Origin of the sequence: Aeromonas allosaccharophila (assembly GCF_016026615.1) — a bacterium.
GTDB classification, from domain to species: domain Bacteria; phylum Pseudomonadota; class Gammaproteobacteria; order Enterobacterales; family Aeromonadaceae; genus Aeromonas; species Aeromonas allosaccharophila.
In genome coordinates this window covers 4,219,834-4,236,149 of the sequence record NZ_CP065745.1, presented here as the reverse complement: position 1 = coordinate 4,236,149, position 16,316 = coordinate 4,219,834, and the positions used below count along the sequence as shown (strand labels likewise).

Annotated in this window: 16 protein-coding genes; 6 read left to right on the top strand and 10 right to left on the bottom strand. The window is 59.8% G+C overall.

The features are described 5' to 3' along the window. Nucleotides 1–4: 4 nt before the first annotated feature. The gene (locus tag I6G90_RS19470; RefSeq protein ID WP_197928807.1) at nucleotides 5–1,420 is read right to left on the bottom strand and encodes a TolC family protein; all 1,416 of its coding nucleotides are present in this window, start codon (nucleotides 1,418–1,420) and stop codon (nucleotides 5–7) included. A 292-nt stretch (nucleotides 1,421–1,712) separates the two neighbouring features. On the opposite strand from I6G90_RS19470, the gene dusB reads away from it, so the two are divergent. The 3 genes from dusB to I6G90_RS19455 all read left to right on the top strand — a co-directional run bounded on the left by dusB (nucleotide 1,713) and on the right by I6G90_RS19455 (nucleotide 4,019). Further along, nucleotides 1,713–2,678 (top strand): tRNA dihydrouridine synthase DusB, encoded by a 966-nt coding sequence (dusB, locus tag I6G90_RS19465; RefSeq protein ID WP_033135778.1) that lies wholly within the window; start codon nucleotides 1,713–1,715, stop codon nucleotides 2,676–2,678. A gap of 26 nt (nucleotides 2,679–2,704) precedes the next feature. Further along, nucleotides 2,705–3,001: a DNA-binding transcriptional regulator Fis gene (fis, locus tag I6G90_RS19460; protein WP_005309538.1), complete on the top strand. Its 297-nt coding sequence runs from the start codon at nucleotides 2,705–2,707 to the stop codon at nucleotides 2,999–3,001. 112 nt (nucleotides 3,002–3,113) lie between these two features. Then, nucleotides 3,114–4,019: a DMT family transporter gene (locus I6G90_RS19455; RefSeq protein ID WP_197928805.1), complete on the top strand. Its 906-nt coding sequence runs from the start codon at nucleotides 3,114–3,116 to the stop codon at nucleotides 4,017–4,019. Nucleotides 4,020–4,150: 131 nt separating this feature from the next. Here the strand turns inward: I6G90_RS19455 and I6G90_RS19450 are convergent, their stop codons facing one another. Then, a complete protein-coding gene (locus tag I6G90_RS19450) occupies nucleotides 4,151–5,884 on the bottom strand; it encodes an SWIM zinc finger family protein (protein ID WP_075113679.1) in 1,734 nt (577 codons plus the stop codon). Nucleotides 5,885–6,399: 515 nt separating this feature from the next. Here I6G90_RS19450 and I6G90_RS19445 point away from each other — a divergent pair. Genes I6G90_RS19445 through I6G90_RS19435 form a run of 3 tightly spaced genes read left to right on the top strand, consistent with a single transcriptional unit; the run spans nucleotide 6,400 to nucleotide 8,845 of the window. Further along, nucleotides 6,400–7,218 carry a DUF3100 domain-containing protein gene (locus I6G90_RS19445; protein ID WP_075113678.1) on the top strand — a complete coding sequence of 273 codons (819 nt, stop codon included), beginning with the start codon at nucleotides 6,400–6,402 and terminating at the stop codon, nucleotides 7,216–7,218. Next, a complete protein-coding gene (locus tag I6G90_RS19440) occupies nucleotides 7,215–7,664 on the top strand; it encodes a hypothetical protein (RefSeq protein WP_075113677.1) in 450 nt (149 codons plus the stop codon). The genes I6G90_RS19445 and I6G90_RS19440 overlap by 4 nt, the downstream gene beginning before the upstream one ends. After that, nucleotides 7,664–8,845, top strand: coding sequence for a M20 metallopeptidase family protein (locus I6G90_RS19435; protein ID WP_182933512.1), 1,182 nt, complete (start codon nucleotides 7,664–7,666; stop codon nucleotides 8,843–8,845). Before I6G90_RS19440 ends, I6G90_RS19435 begins: the two co-directional genes overlap by 1 nt. Before the next feature lie 90 nt (nucleotides 8,846–8,935). On the opposite strand, the gene I6G90_RS19430 is transcribed toward I6G90_RS19435, so the two are convergent. The 8 genes from I6G90_RS19430 to I6G90_RS19395 form a co-directional block, all read right to left on the bottom strand. Then, nucleotides 8,936–9,895 carry a LysR substrate-binding domain-containing protein gene (locus tag I6G90_RS19430; protein ID WP_197928803.1) on the bottom strand — a complete coding sequence of 320 codons (960 nt, stop codon included), beginning with the start codon at nucleotides 9,893–9,895 and terminating at the stop codon, nucleotides 8,936–8,938. Nucleotides 9,896–10,030: 135 nt separating this feature from the next. After that, the gene (locus I6G90_RS19425) at nucleotides 10,031–10,657 is read right to left on the bottom strand and encodes a LysE family translocator (protein ID WP_163128640.1); all 627 of its coding nucleotides are present in this window, start codon (nucleotides 10,655–10,657) and stop codon (nucleotides 10,031–10,033) included. A 104-nt stretch (nucleotides 10,658–10,761) separates the two neighbouring features. Beyond that, nucleotides 10,762–11,256, bottom strand: coding sequence for an acetolactate synthase small subunit (gene ilvN, locus I6G90_RS19420; protein WP_005311605.1), 495 nt, complete (start codon nucleotides 11,254–11,256; stop codon nucleotides 10,762–10,764). Between the two features lie 79 nt (nucleotides 11,257–11,335). Continuing rightward, nucleotides 11,336–13,054 carry an acetolactate synthase 3 large subunit gene (locus tag I6G90_RS19415; protein WP_197928801.1) on the bottom strand — a complete coding sequence of 573 codons (1,719 nt, stop codon included), beginning with the start codon at nucleotides 13,052–13,054 and terminating at the stop codon, nucleotides 11,336–11,338. 390 nt (nucleotides 13,055–13,444) lie between these two features. Next, on the bottom strand, nucleotides 13,445–13,597 hold the full coding sequence (locus I6G90_RS19410) for a hypothetical protein (protein WP_098972262.1): 153 nt from the start codon (nucleotides 13,595–13,597) through the stop codon (nucleotides 13,445–13,447). Nucleotides 13,598–13,634: 37 nt separating this feature from the next. Beyond that, the gene (locus I6G90_RS19405; protein ID WP_197928800.1) at nucleotides 13,635–14,744 is read right to left on the bottom strand and encodes an MJ1255/VC2487 family glycosyltransferase; all 1,110 of its coding nucleotides are present in this window, start codon (nucleotides 14,742–14,744) and stop codon (nucleotides 13,635–13,637) included. After that, nucleotides 14,741–15,244 carry a phosphatase PAP2 family protein gene (locus tag I6G90_RS19400; protein WP_197928799.1) on the bottom strand — a complete coding sequence of 168 codons (504 nt, stop codon included), beginning with the start codon at nucleotides 15,242–15,244 and terminating at the stop codon, nucleotides 14,741–14,743. Before I6G90_RS19400 ends, I6G90_RS19405 begins: the two co-directional genes overlap by 4 nt. Nucleotides 15,245–15,370: 126 nt before the next feature. Continuing rightward, nucleotides 15,371–15,991, bottom strand: a complete 621-nt coding sequence (locus tag I6G90_RS19395; protein WP_042059830.1) for a TetR/AcrR family transcriptional regulator — start codon at nucleotides 15,989–15,991, stop codon at nucleotides 15,371–15,373. Nucleotides 15,992–16,316: the final 325 nt, after the last annotated feature.

Genomic DNA, 16,316 nt, shown 5'->3' with positions numbered 1-16,316 from the left:
GGGATCATGAGTTCACCTCGATCACCTGGCCATGCTGATATTGATTGAAACTGTTCATCTGGCCGGAGAGCGCCAGCAGACGGGCCAGCGACACCACATATTGATAGGCCGCCGCCGCGCGCTGGGTCTTGACCCCCGCCAGCTGGTTTTGGGCATCCACCACATCAAGGGAGGTAGAGAGCCCCTGACCGAAGGCCTTGTCACGCAGCAGCACGTTCTCCTCTGCCAGCGCCTGGGTTGACGAGAGGGATTGATACTCCTCCAGCCCCTGCGCCGCTTCGCGCCAGGTCTTCTCTACCAGCAGCTCCAGATCCTGGCGGGTCTTGGCTTGCAGCAGATTGACCTGCAGCTCGGCACTCTTGGCAGCCTGCACCGTCTCGGAGCGGCCATCGCGGCTCACCAGCGGCATGCTGACCCCCACCCCCACCAGCCAGTCCGGCGCAGTCTTGGCGGCCAGTGAATCATCTTCATAGAGGTTGTAGTTGCCGAACAGGAACACTTCGGGGGCATATTTGCCCTTCTCCATCCGGATCATCCCCTTGGCCTGCTCTTTCTTGGCGCTGAGCAGCTTGAGGCCGGGGTGCACCTCCAGGGTCTGGCTCACCAGCCCCTCGAGGCGCGGCAGCTCCTGGTTGACGAACAGGCCGCTGTCGGGCTCGGCGCGGGACAGCTTGAGCATATGGCCGAGGGCCAGCTCGGCGATCTCGAGGCCACGGCGGGACTTCTGGGTATCGATGCGGGCCCGATCATAGGCCGACTGGGCGGAGAGCCGCTCCACCTTGGCGATCTGACCCTGAGCTTCAAGCTTCTTGGCGTGATCCAGATGGTGGGCCAGTCCCTCTTCGATCTCCTGCTTGGTCTGCACCACCTGAGCAGCCAGTACGACGCCAAAATAGGTCTGGGAGAGACTCTCGAAAGTGGCTTGCTGTTTGAGCACCAGCAGCTGCTGCGCCTCGCTCACCTGCGCCTGGCGGATATCCTGCGCCGCATCGATGCGGCCACCGGCAAACAGCGGCCACAGCATATTGACCGAGCTGGTCACCACGTTCTGTTTGGTCAGCGGGGTAACGAAATCATCGGGCGTGAAATGCGGGATCGGCAGCCCGCCCAGGATATGCTGCAGCGCTTTGACCATTTCCGGATGGTTGGCGATGGGGTTGAGATCCATCAGATCAAGTTCCATCGGCTGATCGAGGTGGGTATAGCTGGCCCCCAGATCCACCTTGGGCAGATACATGGCCTTGGCGGCCTCGCGCAGTTGCTTGGCCCGATCGACCCCGGCCTGCTCGGCGGCCAGCCCCTCATCCTGCTGGATGACCCGGGTCCAGGCTTCGCCGAAACTGATGGTCTGCGCCTGTGCCGACCCCAGCACGGCCCCCAGCAGACACGGCCAGAGTGATGTAATGAACCTTGACGTCATAGATCCCCAATCCGCTTTTGTTGCATAAATGTTTGGAGCATTTGCTCGACTTAAGCCCGTTATCATAACGCAAAGCAGGCCGGCAAGTGGACTGACAATTATGCAGACAACCGACATAGGTAGTACAGCCATCCCTCGCGAGCAATCTGGCCGTTTTTCAATAACTCCAGAATTTGCAAGCCTTGGCGCGACGTTTTTTTCAGAAAAAAATGGCTGACGCTCAAATACTAACCTTTTCTCCTGCCTAAAAAATGCGTAATATACGCCGCCCTAAGCCGATGGTAACCGTGGAATGCAGATAGGTCCCCACACGCTTGAAACTCCCTTGATTGTGGCTCCCATGGCCGGTGTAACTGACCGACCATTTCGCGAACTTTGTTTGCGACTGGGGGCTGGCATGGCCGTTTCCGAGATGCTGCTGGCCAACCCGGATGTCTGGGATACCCAGAAAACCCGGATGAGGATGGATCACTCTGCAGAAGGCGGATTGCGATCGGTCCAGATTGCCGGGGCCGACCCCGAGATGATGGCGTTTGCTGCCCGCTACAACGTGGAGCAGGGCGCACAGATCGTCGACATCAACATGGGATGTCCGGCAAAAAAAGTGAATAAGAAGTTGGCAGGTTCCGCCCTGCTGCGTGCCCCCGATCAGGTCAAAGCAATTTGCCGGGCCGTGGTGGATGCAGTGGAGGTGCCTGTCACCTTGAAGATCCGCACAGGATGGGATCCGGATAACCGCAATGGCGTGGAGATCGCCCGAATCGCCGAAGATTGCGGTATCGCGGCCCTCGCCGTGCATGGTCGTACCCGTGCCTGCCTCTACCGGGGCGAAGCGGAGTACGACACGATCAGGGCGATTAAGCAGGCCGTATCGATTCCTGTTGTCGCCAATGGTGACATCAACAGCCCGGAGAAAGCCCGGTATGTCCTCGACTATACCGGTGTCGACGCCGTGATGATCGGCCGAGCTGCGCAAGGACGACCCTGGATTTTCCGGGAAATCCGTCATTTTCTTGAGACGGGCACCAAGCTGCCGCCTCCCGAGAGGGAAGAGGTTCGCACCCTGATGAACGAGCATGTAACCAACCTGCACCGGTTTTATGGTGCATATCTGGGAGCGCGCATAGCCCGTAAACACGTGGGCTGGTATCTGGATGAAGAAGAGACGGGCCGAGAATTCCGTAAGCACTTCAATGCCCTGGATTGCGCAGACGCGCAACTTGAGGCACTCGAAGCGTATTTCGATGGATTAGGTTAACAAGATAACTAAAGAGCCGACCGAATATGTTCGAACAAACCCTGACTTCTGATGCATTGGTAACAACTACTCACAATCACGCTGCCGAGCCGACCCAGCGCCCCCTGCGTGACTCTGTGCAACAGGCCCTGCGTAACTACCTGGCCCAGTTGAACGGTCAGGAAGTGATTGATCTGTACGATATGGTTCTCTCCGAAGTCGAAGCGCCGATGCTGGACGTGATCATGCAGTACACCCGTGGTAACCAGACTCGCGCTGCCGTGATGATGGGTATCAACCGTGGCACCCTGCGCAAGAAGCTCAAGCGTTACGGCATGAACTGATTGCTGGCCGCGAGCCGCGACGGCGGTTCAAGGCAGATGCGAAAGGCGCCAGGTAGCAATACCTGGCGCCTTTCCTTTATGCTCTCCCCTCCATTTCACCATGACGACCCCGATGAACCGCACTCCCCTGCTGCTGATGGTACTGGTCACCCTGCTGGCCGCCGCTGGCTGGCTCTTCTCGAAAGAGGCGATCCGTGAACTGCCGCCCGCCGCTTTTATCGGCAGCCGCTTCCTGCTGGCCGCCCTGCTGTTGCTCCCCTTGGCTTGGTTGCGTGAACAACCGCCCACCCGCGCTCAACTGCTGCGCGCTGCAGGATGCGGCACATTGCTCGGTGCCAGCCTGCTACTGTGGGTCACCGCCATCAGCCAGAGCGAGGCGCTGGGCAGCGGCGCCTTTATCATGAGCGTCGCCACCCTGATGGCACCGCTAGCCGCCTGGGCCGCCTTCCGGGCCAAGCCCGGCCGTCACTACTGGCTCACTCTACCCATCGCCATCGCTGGTTTGCTGCTGCTCTCCAGCAGCACTCACTGGGGTGGAGATCACCCCGAACAAACGGGCGTGTCGCTCTCGCTGTTCTGGTTTCTGGCGGCGGCCACCACCCTCGGCATCCAGCTCGCCGTCCATCGCCACTTTGCCCAATCCATTGCCCCCACCTGGCTCACCAGCATCCAACTGGCGATGACCGGTCTGCTCGGCACCCTGCTCTCCCTGCTGACCGAACAGTGGCCCGAGGGCGGGATCAGCCACGGTATCTGGGGCTGGTTTGCGGCGAGCGTCTTGATCGCCACCACATTGCGCTACTGGCTGCTTACCCACGCATTGAGCAAGATGACCACCGCCCATGCCGCCCTGATGATGCTGCTGGAGCCGGTCTGGACGCTGATCCTGAGCACCCTCTTCTACAGCGAACCTCTCGGTGGTGCCAAACTGGCCGGTGCCGGACTGGTACTCGGCGCCCTGGTGCTCTACCAACTCCCCCTGCTGCTGCGCAGTGCTAGGCTAAAGCCCGCCACCTGAGTACCGATAGCGGGTATCACTGACATCACTGACTACGTACAAAGACAAACGGGCCTGCAACTGCAGACCCGTTTTTATTGCTGGCTATCCATCCCTTGGCGCTGACAGAAGCGCAACGTCATAAGAGAAACTCAGAGGCGGGAGGCGAAATAGAGATTCACCAGCTTGATAAAGTTGCGCTTGCGTTTGTATTCGGTCGCCAGCGCCCCGAGCTGCTGGCTAAAGCTCTCCTGCAGCGCCTTGTCATCCCCAAGCGATTGCTCCCGCTTGCGCAGCGCCGCTGCAGCTTGCTCATAACCATCGTTATGACCTGTCGCCACATAGCTGGCGGCAACCCGAAAGGTATAACTGATGGCCAGCAGCGGATTGTCCGGGGCGATCTTGTCCGCCAAGGTAAGCAGCAGCTCCGGGCTTATCTTGTGGATGGCCACCCAGTTGCAGGCATCCAGCACCCGCTCCTGATCGAGATAGAAGCGCACCAGCGCATCCTGATGAGAGGATAAATTGAACGGCTGACTGACCGCGGCCTGATCCTTGAAACACTGCTCGGCCCAGGGCAGCAGGGTTTCGTCCTGCCACTCCAACTGTTGTTGCAACTGGCGCAGCCGCTTGAACCCGTCAAAATGAGGCATCCGCTCGAACCCGGCCCGGGCCAGACGCCATGCCCGCCCCTTCTCGCCAAGGGCGATAGAGAGCCGGATCTCGACCTCATCGCACTCACTCTTTTCATGGGGTGATACCGCCAGCTTGCGCGCCTTGGCGAGCCAATACTCCCCCTCCAGCGGCTCATCATGATCGCAGCAGATGCTGCAGAGCCGGAGCCAATCCCGTGGCATGGTGGCAATACTGGCCAGCAAGGTCAGCTCGCGCCGCCAGTCACCGGCCGCGCGGGCCGCATCCAGCAAGGGGAGGGTATAGCGTTGCAGATCCCAGTCATACTCATCGCTCGGCACCCGTTCCGCCCGCAAGCTGGCGAGCTTCTGCTCGCAGCGCGCCAGAAGGGCCGGACTGTGCATGATATCGCCAAACGCCTCCTCTTCGGGGAAGATATCCTGCGGTTGCTCGATGAGGTGAGTAAAGAGCCAGTCGATCTTGTCACTCTCTGGCCATGGCAAGCGAGCAAAAAGCGCAGGGAGGCGTTCGCAGAGCGCAAACTCCAGCTCGCAGCGATCGCCATTGGAGTCATCAACCTGTAACAGCACGGTATTGAGCCGGTCCAGCGCGTAACAGGTCAGCGGCCACTGCTGCTCGAGCGAGAGGGTATCGATCCCCTCCCAGATCTCTTCAAACAACGCTTCGGCCTCGCTGAAGTAGTCGCTCACCGCCCGCCACTCCCACACATCCCGCTTGGGCAGCGCCCTGTTGATCATGCTTTTCAGTTTGGCCGGCGAGAGCGGCTGCTCACTCAGTTCCACTTTCCTCAACCAATAATCCCAGCGCTTCGGGTCGCGCCGGATCTCATCGATCAGCACATCGAGCAGCGCCGGTTGCGCTTGCCGCTCGAAATAGCCGCGCAATCTGGCCCGCGCATCGGGCACCAGTGCCACCGCGCCCTCCTCACCGTCCAAGCCGCTGAGCTGCATATTGAAGGCCAGCGCAGTAGCGACTCCATGTTTGCAGAGCGTCTGATAGTCGGCAGCGGGGCAGTTGCAGTGACTCACCATCGTACGCCCGCACTCCAGTCTGACCCGATAGAGATGACTGCCCTGTACCCGGGCGGTGATGGTCTCACCATCCTGAGCGAGCTGCTGTACCGCCCCCTGACTGGCCAGTTTCACCCCCTTGGCAAAGCTGGCGTCGCCGCTTTGCGCCTTGAGTTCGGCAATATCGATCAGTTCAGCAGAATGTGAGGTGCTGCGGGCCAAAGGGGCTCTCCTTCTCCGGTGTGTCTATGGTCAGATGGCGCCATACATGTGATGGCAGGGTTTATCGAAAGCAGAGCGCATCAAAGCTCGGTGTCTCATCCCATATGGCGTGCTGATGCTCGTCCCAGCGCTCGGCCAGATAAGGCTTGAGGGTTTGCAGGATGGTGATGGACGCGAGCTGCGCATGCAACTGTTTGATATCGCACTGCAGGTAGATAGTACCGATGATCCTCTAACGCGAGATCGGTCTTCTTCTTCGCTCTCTGTTTAAACTTGTGCAAGGTGGCCCCCAGGTCACCATATCACCTGATTGCTGGCAATCTGTTAACGGTATTTAACCCTTGGTATCCATAGGGTTAAAGGGCATACCCCATGAAAAAATGCCATATGGCCAGCTTGATGGAGGTCACATTCCTTCCCCCCGACCCTCCCTATCATGCCCCCATCATTCGCCAGCCCGTCAAGTTGGCGATGGCACTTAAGTGGAACACTCACGAATAACAAGAGAACAGACCATGCAGCAAACCAGCCCCCTCAAGACGGTCACGGTCAGCATATTGGCAACCGCCATGCTGATCTTTGTGGCCCAGTACCTGATAGGCAAACAGGAGATCCGGATCGGCATCGCCATCATTCCGATCCTGCCGATGCTCTTTGCCGTCATCATCGGCATGTGCATTTCCGCCAAGCCGATCAAGGATCGCATCCCCGGCTGGAAGCAGCTCTTCACCGAGAAAGAAGAGGGCTTCTGCGGCAAGATGGTGGGCTTCAGCCTGCTGATCCTGGGTACCCAGTACGCGGGGATGATCATCCCCAACATCAAGATGATCCTGAGCGTCGGCGTGCCGTTGTTCCTGCAGGAGATCGGCAACCTGTTGCCAATCCTGATCGCCATTCCGCTGGCAGTGAAGTTCGGCTTTGGCCGCCGTGCCATCGGGGCCTGCTCCTCCATCAGCCGTGAGCCGTCCGTCGCGGTGATCCAGGGCAAGTTCGGTACCGGCTCTCAGGAGTACATCGGTGTGCTGGCCATCTACCTGTGCGGCTCCGTCATCGGCACCCTCTGGTTCAGCGTGCTGGGCAGTATCGCTCCGCTCACCGGCCTGCACCCGCTGGCGCTGGCCGCCGGTTCCGGCGTGGGCTCAGGCTCCATGCTGAGTGCCGCCTCCGGTGCTCTGATCAACGGTCTCGACGAAGCGCTGGCCCAGCAGGTGCTGAGTATCGCGGCTGCATCGAATCTGCTCTCGTCTGCCCTCGGCGCCCTCTCCCTCACTTATCTGGGTCTGCCGCTCGCTGAAAAAATCTATGCCCTGACTGCCAAAGGAGAGAACGCATGAAAAGCATCGTAATGGATATGCGGTTCGTCTTTCTGGCGATCCTGCTGGCCATGTTTACCCAGACCCTGACCACCGGCACCCCGCTCTGGCTGATGGGTGACAGCTTTATCGCCATGTCGCTGGTGGTGTTCGCTTCGCTGATTGCCAAGCGCTACCTGCCCTCCTCCCTACCGGCGTTTGCCTATGCCACCATCATCGGCATTCTCATCTGCCTGCCGGAGACCCCGGTGCGCGGCCTCTTTATCGATGCCGTCGCCAAGATCTCCTTCCTCTCCTGCTGCGTGCCGCTGCTGGCCTTTGCCGGTCTCTCGGTGGGCGGTCAGCTGGAAGAGCTGAAGAAGATGTCATGGAAAGTGATCCTGATCTTCATGATCGTCTCCACCTGCTGCTTCTTCGGCGCGTCGCTGGTCGCCCAGCTCGGCTTCACCATGCAAGGGATCATCTGATGAACAACATCCACATTGAACCGGCCCTGCTGGCCCTGCGCGACTTCAGTCAGGAAGTGCGCCACCACCTGCACACCATCCCGGAAGCCTCCGGCGTCGAATTCAAGACCTCGGCCTACTGCCGCGAGCTGATGACAAGCTTCGGCTACCGTCTCACCGACTACCCGGGCTTCACCGGTTTTCACGGCGATCTGATTGTTGACCCCGTGCTACCGACCATCGCCTTCCGTGCCGACATGGATGGCCTCGAGATGCACGACATGAGCGACGTTGCGTTCAAGTCGACCCACGAGGGGATGGCCCACAACTGCGGTCACGACTCCCATATGGCGATCGCCCTGACCGCCGCCAAGTTTCTGGCCGCCAACCGAGATCGCCTGCAGTACAACGTCCGCTTTATCTTCCAGATGGCGGAAGAGGATATGCGGGTGCCGGGCGCCGAGAAGATGGTGGAGCTGGGCTGCATGAAGGGGGTGGACGAGGTCTATGCCCTCCATAACGACGGCGCCATGGAGACCGGCACCATCAAGTTCAACAACGGAGTCATGTCCTCCTGGGGCTCCGCCTGGACGCTGGATGTACACGGTATCTCTGCCCACGGATCCACTCCCCACAAGGGGCTGGATGCCATCCGCGAAGCGGTGCGGATCATCGAGGACATGGACTACATCGTCGCCAAGCGCACCAGTCCGTTCAGCCCGGCGGTGTTTGGCTGCGGCATGATCAACGGCGGCACCATTCCCAACGCCATCGCTGACCATGTGCAGGCACGCGGCACCATCCGCGCCATGGATGCCGAGACCGACCAGATCCTGAAGAACAGCTTCAAGGAGATCGTGGCCCAGAGCGAACTGCGCGGCTTCAAGACCAAGATGGTCTATGCCGGGTATCCGGCCGTCGAGAACCACGCCGATGCCTGCGCCCGCCTGTTGCAAGCAGCCGCCGACGTATTGCCCTCTGAGGGGATCAACGCTCAGGGGCAGCCGATGACCGGCAGCGAGGATTTCAGCTATATGGTCAACGCCTGCCGTGGCCGCAAGGGTGCCATGTTCTTCCTCGGCAGCGGCTGTCAGGCCAAGGGGATCTGCAACTACCTGCATGCGAATCCCTACTATCTGGATGACGACTGCCTGCTGGTCGGAGCCCAGCTCTTTATCAATCTGGCGACCCGCAGCGCTTAATCCCGCATACCGATAAAACCAGAAGAGAGGCCACGGCCTCTCTTTTTTTATCTCTGCATGTTTGCTTTGTGCGTGGCAAACAACCCGCGGCTAGAGCCACGGCAGCTCCGCCATATTGGCGGCAGGCGGCTGGTTGATCAGATGCAACTGCACCGTCTCCCGGCTGATATGGGGGGCGTAGAGGTGGATAAAGTCGTACATATAGTCGCGCAGATGGGCATGTTTGCGCAGGCAGATATGGGTGGCGCTCGAGGCGATCAGGTGGTCGATGTTGAGGCTCACCAGATCCTCCCTGTCCCCCTCGTCGAAGGCCACGCTGGCGATCACCCCGACTCCCATCCCGAGCCGGACATAGTGCTTGATCACGTCGGTATCGGTGGCGGTCAGCACGGTTCTCGGCGAAAGGCCGTGGCGGCTGAAGGCCTTGTCCATCTTGGAGCGACCGGTGAAACCGAACACATAGGTAATGAGGGGATAGCGGGCCAGATCCGCCATCGACAGCGGCTGGCAGTCGAGCAGCGGATGACCATGGGGCACCACCACGCTGCGCCCCCAGCGATGACAGGGGACTGCGGCCAACTCATCGAACAGATACATGGATTCGGTGGCGATCGCCATATCCACATCGCCGCTTTGTACCATCTGGGCCAGTTGGGCGGGCGCCCCCTGATGGAGCTGGATCGCCACCTCGGGATAACGATGGCTGAACTCGGTGATCACCGCTGGCAGCTTGTAGCGCGCCTGGGTGTGGGTGGTGGCGATACGCAGCACCCCGCTGGTGGCCAGTTGCTCTCCCAGCGACAGCTGATTGATCTGCTCTACCTGCGCCACTACCCCCTTGGCCAGCTCCATCACCTGCTCGCCGGCACTGGTCAAGCCGACCAGATTCTTCCCCTTGCGGGTAAAGAGAGCGAGCCCCAGCTCATCTTCCAGCATCTTCATCTGCTTGCTGAGGGTGGGCTGGGAGGTGTAGAGCTTCTCCGCCGTCGCCGAGATGTTGAAGTTGTTCTTCACGATCTCGGTAAAGTTCTTGAGCCGGGCGATGTTCATCTGGGCAAGGGATCTCGCTGCTGCGGCCAGTGGGGCTGGCCTGAAAAAGAGAGAGCGGGGCTGGCCCCGCAGCTGAATGCCGACCATACCACAGCGCGGCGCACGATAATCTGCCTCAGGTCAGAAAGCCGCGAGCTAGTCGCTGGCGAGCTTGATCCCGAGCCCGACAAACAGGGTGCCGATGCCACGGTTGAGCCAGCGGCCGAGACGCTGTGACAACCGAACCTTGTGGCTGGCATAAACGGTGGTAAAGACCAGCAGGTGACACCAGATGATGCCCCCCAGATTGAAGATGCAGCCGAGCAGGATAAAGGCGAGCGCCTTGTCGGGGGCATCCGGTGCGATGAACTGGGGCACAAAGGCGAGGAAAAAGAGCGCTACCTTGGGGTTGAGCACATTGGTCAGCACCCCCTGCCGGTAAATCTGGCCATAGGAGAGTGCAGGCAGAGTGGCCCCTCTTTCCATTGATCCTGTTGCCTGCTGGCGCAGCAGGGAGAACCCCAGATAGATGAGGTAGATGGCGCCAGCCAGCTTGATGAGGGCAAACAACTCGGCTGAAGCGCTGAGCAGGGCCGACAGACCGAGGGCCGCCGCCAGCACATGCACCATGACGCCGGTGCCAATGCCAAGGGCCGCGACCGAACCGGCACGCCACCCTTGCGAACCGCTGCGCAGCATGACCAGCAAGGAGTCCGGCCCCGGCATGATATTGAGCAGCAACCCCGAGACCATAAACAGTGCAAGATCATGAATACCGAACATCACCCCTATCCTCGTAAAGCAAAACCAAACAAAGAGGGCTCCGCAGAGCCCTCTTTTCTTTCACTCTGCGGCAGCTGACGCATCATCAGCTGCCCCGCCAGCCATCAGGGCCGCAGCGCCTTGTCAGCACGCGAGATACCGCAGACGCCGGAGCGCACCACTTCGATGATCTCGTTGGTCTGGGCGGCAGTCTTGATAAAGGCATCCAGCTTCTCGCTGGTACCCACCAACTGCACCGTGTACTGCTCGGGGGTGACGTCGACAATCTGGCCACGGAATATATCCGCCAGCCGTTTCAGCTCGTCACGGGCACCACCGGCGGCGCGCGCCTTGACCAGCGCGATTTCCCGCTCGATATGCTCCCCTTCACTCAAGTCGCACACCTTGAGCACATCCACCAGCTTGTGCAGCTGCTTCTGGATCTGCTCCAGCACCCGCTCATCCCCCATGGTGACTATGGTCATGCGCGACAGGGTGGGATCCTCGGTCGGCGCCACCGTCAGGGTCTCGATGTTGTAGCCACGCTGGGAGAAGAGGCCCACCACGCGGCTCAGGGCGCCGGATTCGTTCTCCAGCAGAACGGAAATTATATGTCTCATCAGATTTCCCCCGCCTTGCTCAGCCACATCTCATCGGCGGCGTGATTCACCAGTACGACCGAAATAATATGTTCCATCGTCAGGTTCTCTCCGTCTTGCTCAGCCACATCTCGTCCATGGCACCAAACTTGATCTGCATCGGATAGACGTGCTCATCCGGGTCGACCGAGATATCCATGAACACCAGCCGATCCTTCATGGCGAAAGCCTTCTCCATGGCACTCTCCAGCTCGGCCGGATCGCTCACCGCGATGCCGACATGACCGTAGGCTTCCGCCAGTTTGACGAAGTCCGGCAGGGACTCCATGTAGGAGTGGCTGTGACGGCCGCCGTAGAACATCTTTTGCCACTGCTTGACCATGCCCAGCGCACGGTTGTTGATGGAGATGATTTTAATGGGCACCCCGTACTGCAAGCAGGTGGAGAGCTCCTGAATGTTCATCTGCACCGAGCCATCGCCAGTGACGCAGCAGACCACCGAGTCCGGGTTAGCAAACTGGGCCCCCATGGCGGCCGGAATACCGAAGCCCATGGTGCCGAGGCCACCTGAGTTGATCCACTGGCGCGGTTTGGCAAACGGGTAGTAAAGGGCAGCAAACATCTGGTGCTGGCCCACGTCGGAGGCAACGAACGCCTGACCCTGAGTCACCTTGTAGAGGGTCTCGATCACCTGCTGCGGCTTGATCTGGGTAGCCGACTTTTCGTAGGCCAGACAGTGACGGGAGCGCCACTGGTTGATCTGGCTCCACCACTCTGTCAGCGCCTCCTTGTCGTTATCGAAACCGCATTCGCGGATCACCTCCAGCATCTGCTCCAGCACGGTTTCCACCGAGCCGACGATGGGCACATGGGCCTGCACCGTCTTGGAGATGGAGGTGGGGTCGATGTCGATGTGGACTATGGTGGCGTTGGGGCAGAACTTGGCCACGTTGTTGGTTACGCGGTCATCGAAGCGGGCACCCACGGCGAAGATGAGATCCGCGTTGTGCATGGTCTTGTTGGCTTCGAAGGTGCCGTGCATCCCCAGCATGCCGATAAATTGTGGATGGATGCCGGAAAAGGCCCCCAACCCCATCAGGGTGGTGGTCACCGGCAGGTTCAGCAGCTCTGCCAGCTTGGTCACCAGATGGTCCGCATTGGCGTTGATGGCTCCGCCGCCCACGTACATCACCGGGCGCTGGGCATCCACCAGCAGCTTGGCGGCCCGCTTGATCTGGCCCTTGTGGCCGGACTTGGTCGGGTTGTAGGAGCGCAGGGAGACCGACTCGGGATACTGGTAGGGGAATTTTTCTTTCGGGTTCTGCACATCTTTGGGCAGATCCACCACCACCGGCCCCGGGCGGCCGCTGGCGGCAATGTAGTAGGCCTTCTTGATGGCCTCGGGAATATCGCTCGCCTTCTTGCACAGGAAGCTGTGCTTCACCACCGGGCGGGAGATACCGATCATGTCGGTCTCCTGGAACGCATCCTCACCGATCATGCTGGTCGGCACCTGGCCGGAGAGGATCACCAGCGGAATGGAATCCATATAGGCGGTGGCAATACCGGTAATGCAGTTGGTCGCTCCCGGGCCAGACGTTACCAGCACAGTCCCCACCTTGCCGGTGGAACGGGCGTAGCCGTCAGCCATGTGAACCGCGGCTTGCTCGTGCCGCACCAAGACATGCTCCATCTTGCCGTTTTCGAAGAGAGCGTCATAGATGTCGAGCACTGAGCCACCAGGGTAGCCGAAGACGTGCTCAACTCCCTGATCTTCCAGCGCTCTAACCACCATCTGGGCGCCTGATAACATCTCCATGATAAAGCCCTCCAGGCTTTGCTCCGTTTAGCGAATCCCGCCGACGATGCCGTGCTTCCCGGCACGGCCCGATCCGTTTCTTGTTGTTATCTGAATGCAGATCGGCCCAATTCAGCCCCGTCGACAGTAGAAAAAAAGGATTTTTCCGTCATTCACCCGAAAATAGGGTGAAAAACCAACTTAACCCGCTTCATAACGCTTGTCCACGGCTTTATCTGACCAGAACAGTCATACATTTCAACCGGCTATTAACATTCAATGAGTTGCCGCAGCGACCATGAGACAAACGGGAAGGAGGTCGGGGAATGGCCAGCGGATCATTCCGCTGAGGGGAAAAACAGCCACAAAAAAGCCCACCGCTCAGCGGTGGGCTTGATGCCGGATGATGACTCAGTTGTCCTGATCCGGCTCAGCCAGCCAGATCTGCTGATCCGGATCGGTCTCTTCACTGACAGATATGCTGACACCCATATCGAGCAACTCGTGCAGGGTCAGATTGTCCGCCAGCGTCATGGTTTCGCCATTCTCATTGGTAAAGCGCATTTGCTCCGTCCTCTCCTTGGTGGGATCGCCTTTCAGTCTAGTCAACAACGCTCACTTGCGATAACCAGCAGCTGGATAAACAGTCCCCCCCATCCAGCTCGCTCAGGCGATCACTCACCTCCTCCGGGAACAGGGTGCGGGCCCAGAGCCTCCGTGACAGAGAGGCCACGCTCTCGTCGGCTCCCGCCGCCAGCCAGCGGGCCAGATCCCCCGCTACATCGGGGTAGCAGACCGCCCCGGGCGAGGCGCTGTCGAGCCAGGTACGCACCAGATTGGCATCGAGCACATCCATCAGGGTCGCCAGCCCCATCATCTCGAGCGTCTTGCCATTGGTCAGCTGCTCGAACTGGCCGCCGAGGGGTTTGACCAGCAGCTTCTTGCCGAGGGTGAGCGCCTCGGAGGCCAGCTCGAAACCCGCGTTGGAGATGACGCCGCGACAACCGGCCAGCACAGCGACAAACCCGTGCCGCGACGGCGGCTCGAAGCGCAGGTTGCGCCATTGGCTCGGGGTGCGAATGGCGGGGTGAAAGCAGACGAAGCGCTGCTGACCAAAGCGCGACAACAGGGCGGCGATCGCTTCGGTCTGCTCGAACGGCAGATAGACCAGGATCTCGCCGTTATCCGGCGCAGCGGCGATGGGGTCAATCACCGGCGGCAACAAGGGGTGACCAAAGTGAAACCAGTGCAGCCCGAGCGGCTGCTCTACAGGGGCAAAGTGGCGCATCAGCTGACGGCTGACCCCGTCCTCCCCCCAGCGCGGGATGGGCCAGTTGAAACTGGCCTGATGACTGATGGTGAGGCTCGGCTTGCCATAGCGGCGGGCGGCGTGGGCGGTGAGCGGCTCAAAGTCGCTCACCACCAGATCGTATTCGCGGCAGTCGAGAGACCGCAGATCCCGCCAGAAGGTGAGCGGCGAGGCGGCCTGCAGGGTGCGCCACGGCGAGACCCGCCCCTCGTGACTGACAAAGGTGAGGCCGGCAAAGGCGCGGTAGGCGCCAAACTCCTCCATATCGAAGTAGCACTCGGCAGGGCGGCCGCTAAAGAGATAATCCACCTCGACCCCGGCTGTGCGCAGCGCCCGAGCCAGGGTGCGACTGCGACTGATATGACCGTTGCCGGTGCCTTGCACGCCAAACAGTATCCTCATGAGTGGCTCCAGCTGAGCGCCAGCATGGCGCAACCGCCACCCAGCAGGGCACCGGCCACCAGATCACTCAGGTAGTGCACCCCGAGCAGTAGCCGGGATGCGCCCACCAGCGCCGCCCAGCCGAACAGCAGGGGCGCCCAGAGCGGAAAGCCGGTCGCCAGTATGGTGGCCATCAAGAAGGCGGCGGCGGTGTGGCCGGAGGGGAGGCTGTAGCGATCGGAAGGAGTGATAAAGACCGGCAAGCCGATAGGCCGTTGCCGTTTCAGGCTGTTTTTCAGCAGCAGATAGAGGGGCAGCTCGATGGCAAAGGCGAGCAGCGCCAGTCGCACCAGTTCCCGCTCTGCCTCTCCCTGCCACCAGAGCAGGGCGGCCAGCACGGCGTACAGCGGGCCATCACCGGTGCGGGAAACAAGACGACTCACCCTCGCCTGCTGCCGGTTGTAGCCGTGCAGCAGGCAGACCCGGCACACCTGCAGGTCCCATTGCTGGATCTTGTTCATAGCCCCTCCTTCCCTGAATGCTGCTTGCAGAGTAGGAAAGCGGGATGACGTTACGTTGAACGAGGGATAACAGATTTATGAAAAAAGGGCCGAATGGCCCTTTTTAATCTCGATGTTGCGGCAAAATCAGTGGCTGCCGCGCAGGCCGGTCTCCATCAGACGGCAGTTGTGATCCGCCAGACGGGCCATGAAGTGCTCGTCCACTTTCAGGCCAAACACCTGCTCGTAGAGGTCTTTCATCACGAACGGCTGCCACATCATGCTGAGGAAGGAGATCTTCAGCATCTCGGGATCCAGGTTGTCACCCAGCTCACCGTTGGACTTCATGGTTTCCAGCAGGGCATCGAACTGCGGCAGCTGACGTTCCAGCAGACGGTTCAGCACAAAATCCCGGCCCGGGCTCTTCTCGGTCGACAATGCGCTGGAGATGGCAGAGGTCAGCTCGCTGTTGGGCGCCATCACCTGATAGTAGGTGTTGAGCAGCTCGTTGAGGCTGTGATTGCTGTGTTCATCTTGCCAGGCATGGTCGAGGGGCTCGGCGACATCGCCCAGCACCGCTTTGTAAAGACCCTCTTTACTGCCGAAGTAGTAGTGGATCATTGCCAGATTGGAGCCAGCAAGCTCGGCAATTTCGCGTGTAGTCACCTTGCTATAGGGAGTATTGAGAAAACGCTCACGGGCGGCAGCAAGCAACTTGTCACGAATGTCAGAACGTCCGACCGGACGACCAGGTCTACGTTTTTCCATTTAACACCTCAGATAATTCAGCCAATGCTGATAAGTCGATCTGGTTGTGCAGAGAATAGAGCACAGCAGGAATGACCAGATAATCGGTCATGGGCCGAATATGGGACAAGGAAATTTGCAATCCTTTACAATCCGATTAAATACGTCAGCAGATTGCCCCTGACCTTCCGTGTTGACACAGCATAAAAATCTCGATATTGGTAAAAGCGTTATCGACTGGAAGGAATAACAACGTCATGCATATCGCCACCCCGCTACTACTAATCTCCCTAATCGCGTTAACTCGCGCGGGATCCTTGTAGCCGGGCTAAGGCATAGCCGGAAT

What these genes read in the sequence shown, in the direction of transcription:
- I6G90_RS19435 (WP_182933512.1), top strand. Translation starts at nt 7,664, where the DNA reads ATGAACAACATCCACATTGAACCGGCCCTGCTGGCCCTGCGCGACTTC.
- I6G90_RS19400 (WP_197928799.1), bottom strand. Translation starts at nt 15,244, where the DNA reads ATGAACAAGATCCAGCAATGGGACCTGCAGGTGTGCCGGGTCTGCCTG.
- I6G90_RS19440 (WP_075113677.1), top strand. Translation starts at nt 7,215, where the DNA reads ATGAAAAGCATCGTAATGGATATGCGGTTCGTCTTTCTGGCGATCCTG.
- I6G90_RS19470 (WP_197928807.1), bottom strand. Translation starts at nt 1,420, where the DNA reads ATGACGTCAAGGTTCATTACATCACTCTGGCCGTGTCTGCTGGGGGCC.
- I6G90_RS19425 (WP_163128640.1), bottom strand. Translation starts at nt 10,657, where the DNA reads ATGTTCGGTATTCATGATCTTGCACTGTTTATGGTCTCGGGGTTGCTG.
- I6G90_RS19445 (WP_075113678.1), top strand. Translation starts at nt 6,400, where the DNA reads ATGCAGCAAACCAGCCCCCTCAAGACGGTCACGGTCAGCATATTGGCA.
- I6G90_RS19430 (WP_197928803.1), bottom strand. Translation starts at nt 9,895, where the DNA reads ATGAACATCGCCCGGCTCAAGAACTTTACCGAGATCGTGAAGAACAAC.
- I6G90_RS19395 (WP_042059830.1), bottom strand. Translation starts at nt 15,991, where the DNA reads ATGGAAAAACGTAGACCTGGTCGTCCGGTCGGACGTTCTGACATTCGT.
- I6G90_RS19455 (WP_197928805.1), top strand. Translation starts at nt 3,114, where the DNA reads ATGAACCGCACTCCCCTGCTGCTGATGGTACTGGTCACCCTGCTGGCC.
- I6G90_RS19410 (WP_098972262.1), bottom strand. Translation starts at nt 13,597, where the DNA reads ATGCGCTTTACCAATGAGAATGGCGAAACCATGACGCTGGCGGACAAT.
- I6G90_RS19415 (WP_197928801.1), bottom strand. Translation starts at nt 13,054, where the DNA reads ATGGAGATGTTATCAGGCGCCCAGATGGTGGTTAGAGCGCTGGAAGAT.
- fis (WP_005309538.1), top strand. Translation starts at nt 2,705, where the DNA reads ATGTTCGAACAAACCCTGACTTCTGATGCATTGGTAACAACTACTCAC.
- I6G90_RS19405 (WP_197928800.1), bottom strand. Translation starts at nt 14,744, where the DNA reads ATGAGGATACTGTTTGGCGTGCAAGGCACCGGCAACGGTCATATCAGT.
- dusB (WP_033135778.1), top strand. Translation starts at nt 1,713, where the DNA reads ATGCAGATAGGTCCCCACACGCTTGAAACTCCCTTGATTGTGGCTCCC.
- ilvN (WP_005311605.1), bottom strand. Translation starts at nt 11,256, where the DNA reads ATGAGACATATAATTTCCGTTCTGCTGGAGAACGAATCCGGCGCCCTG.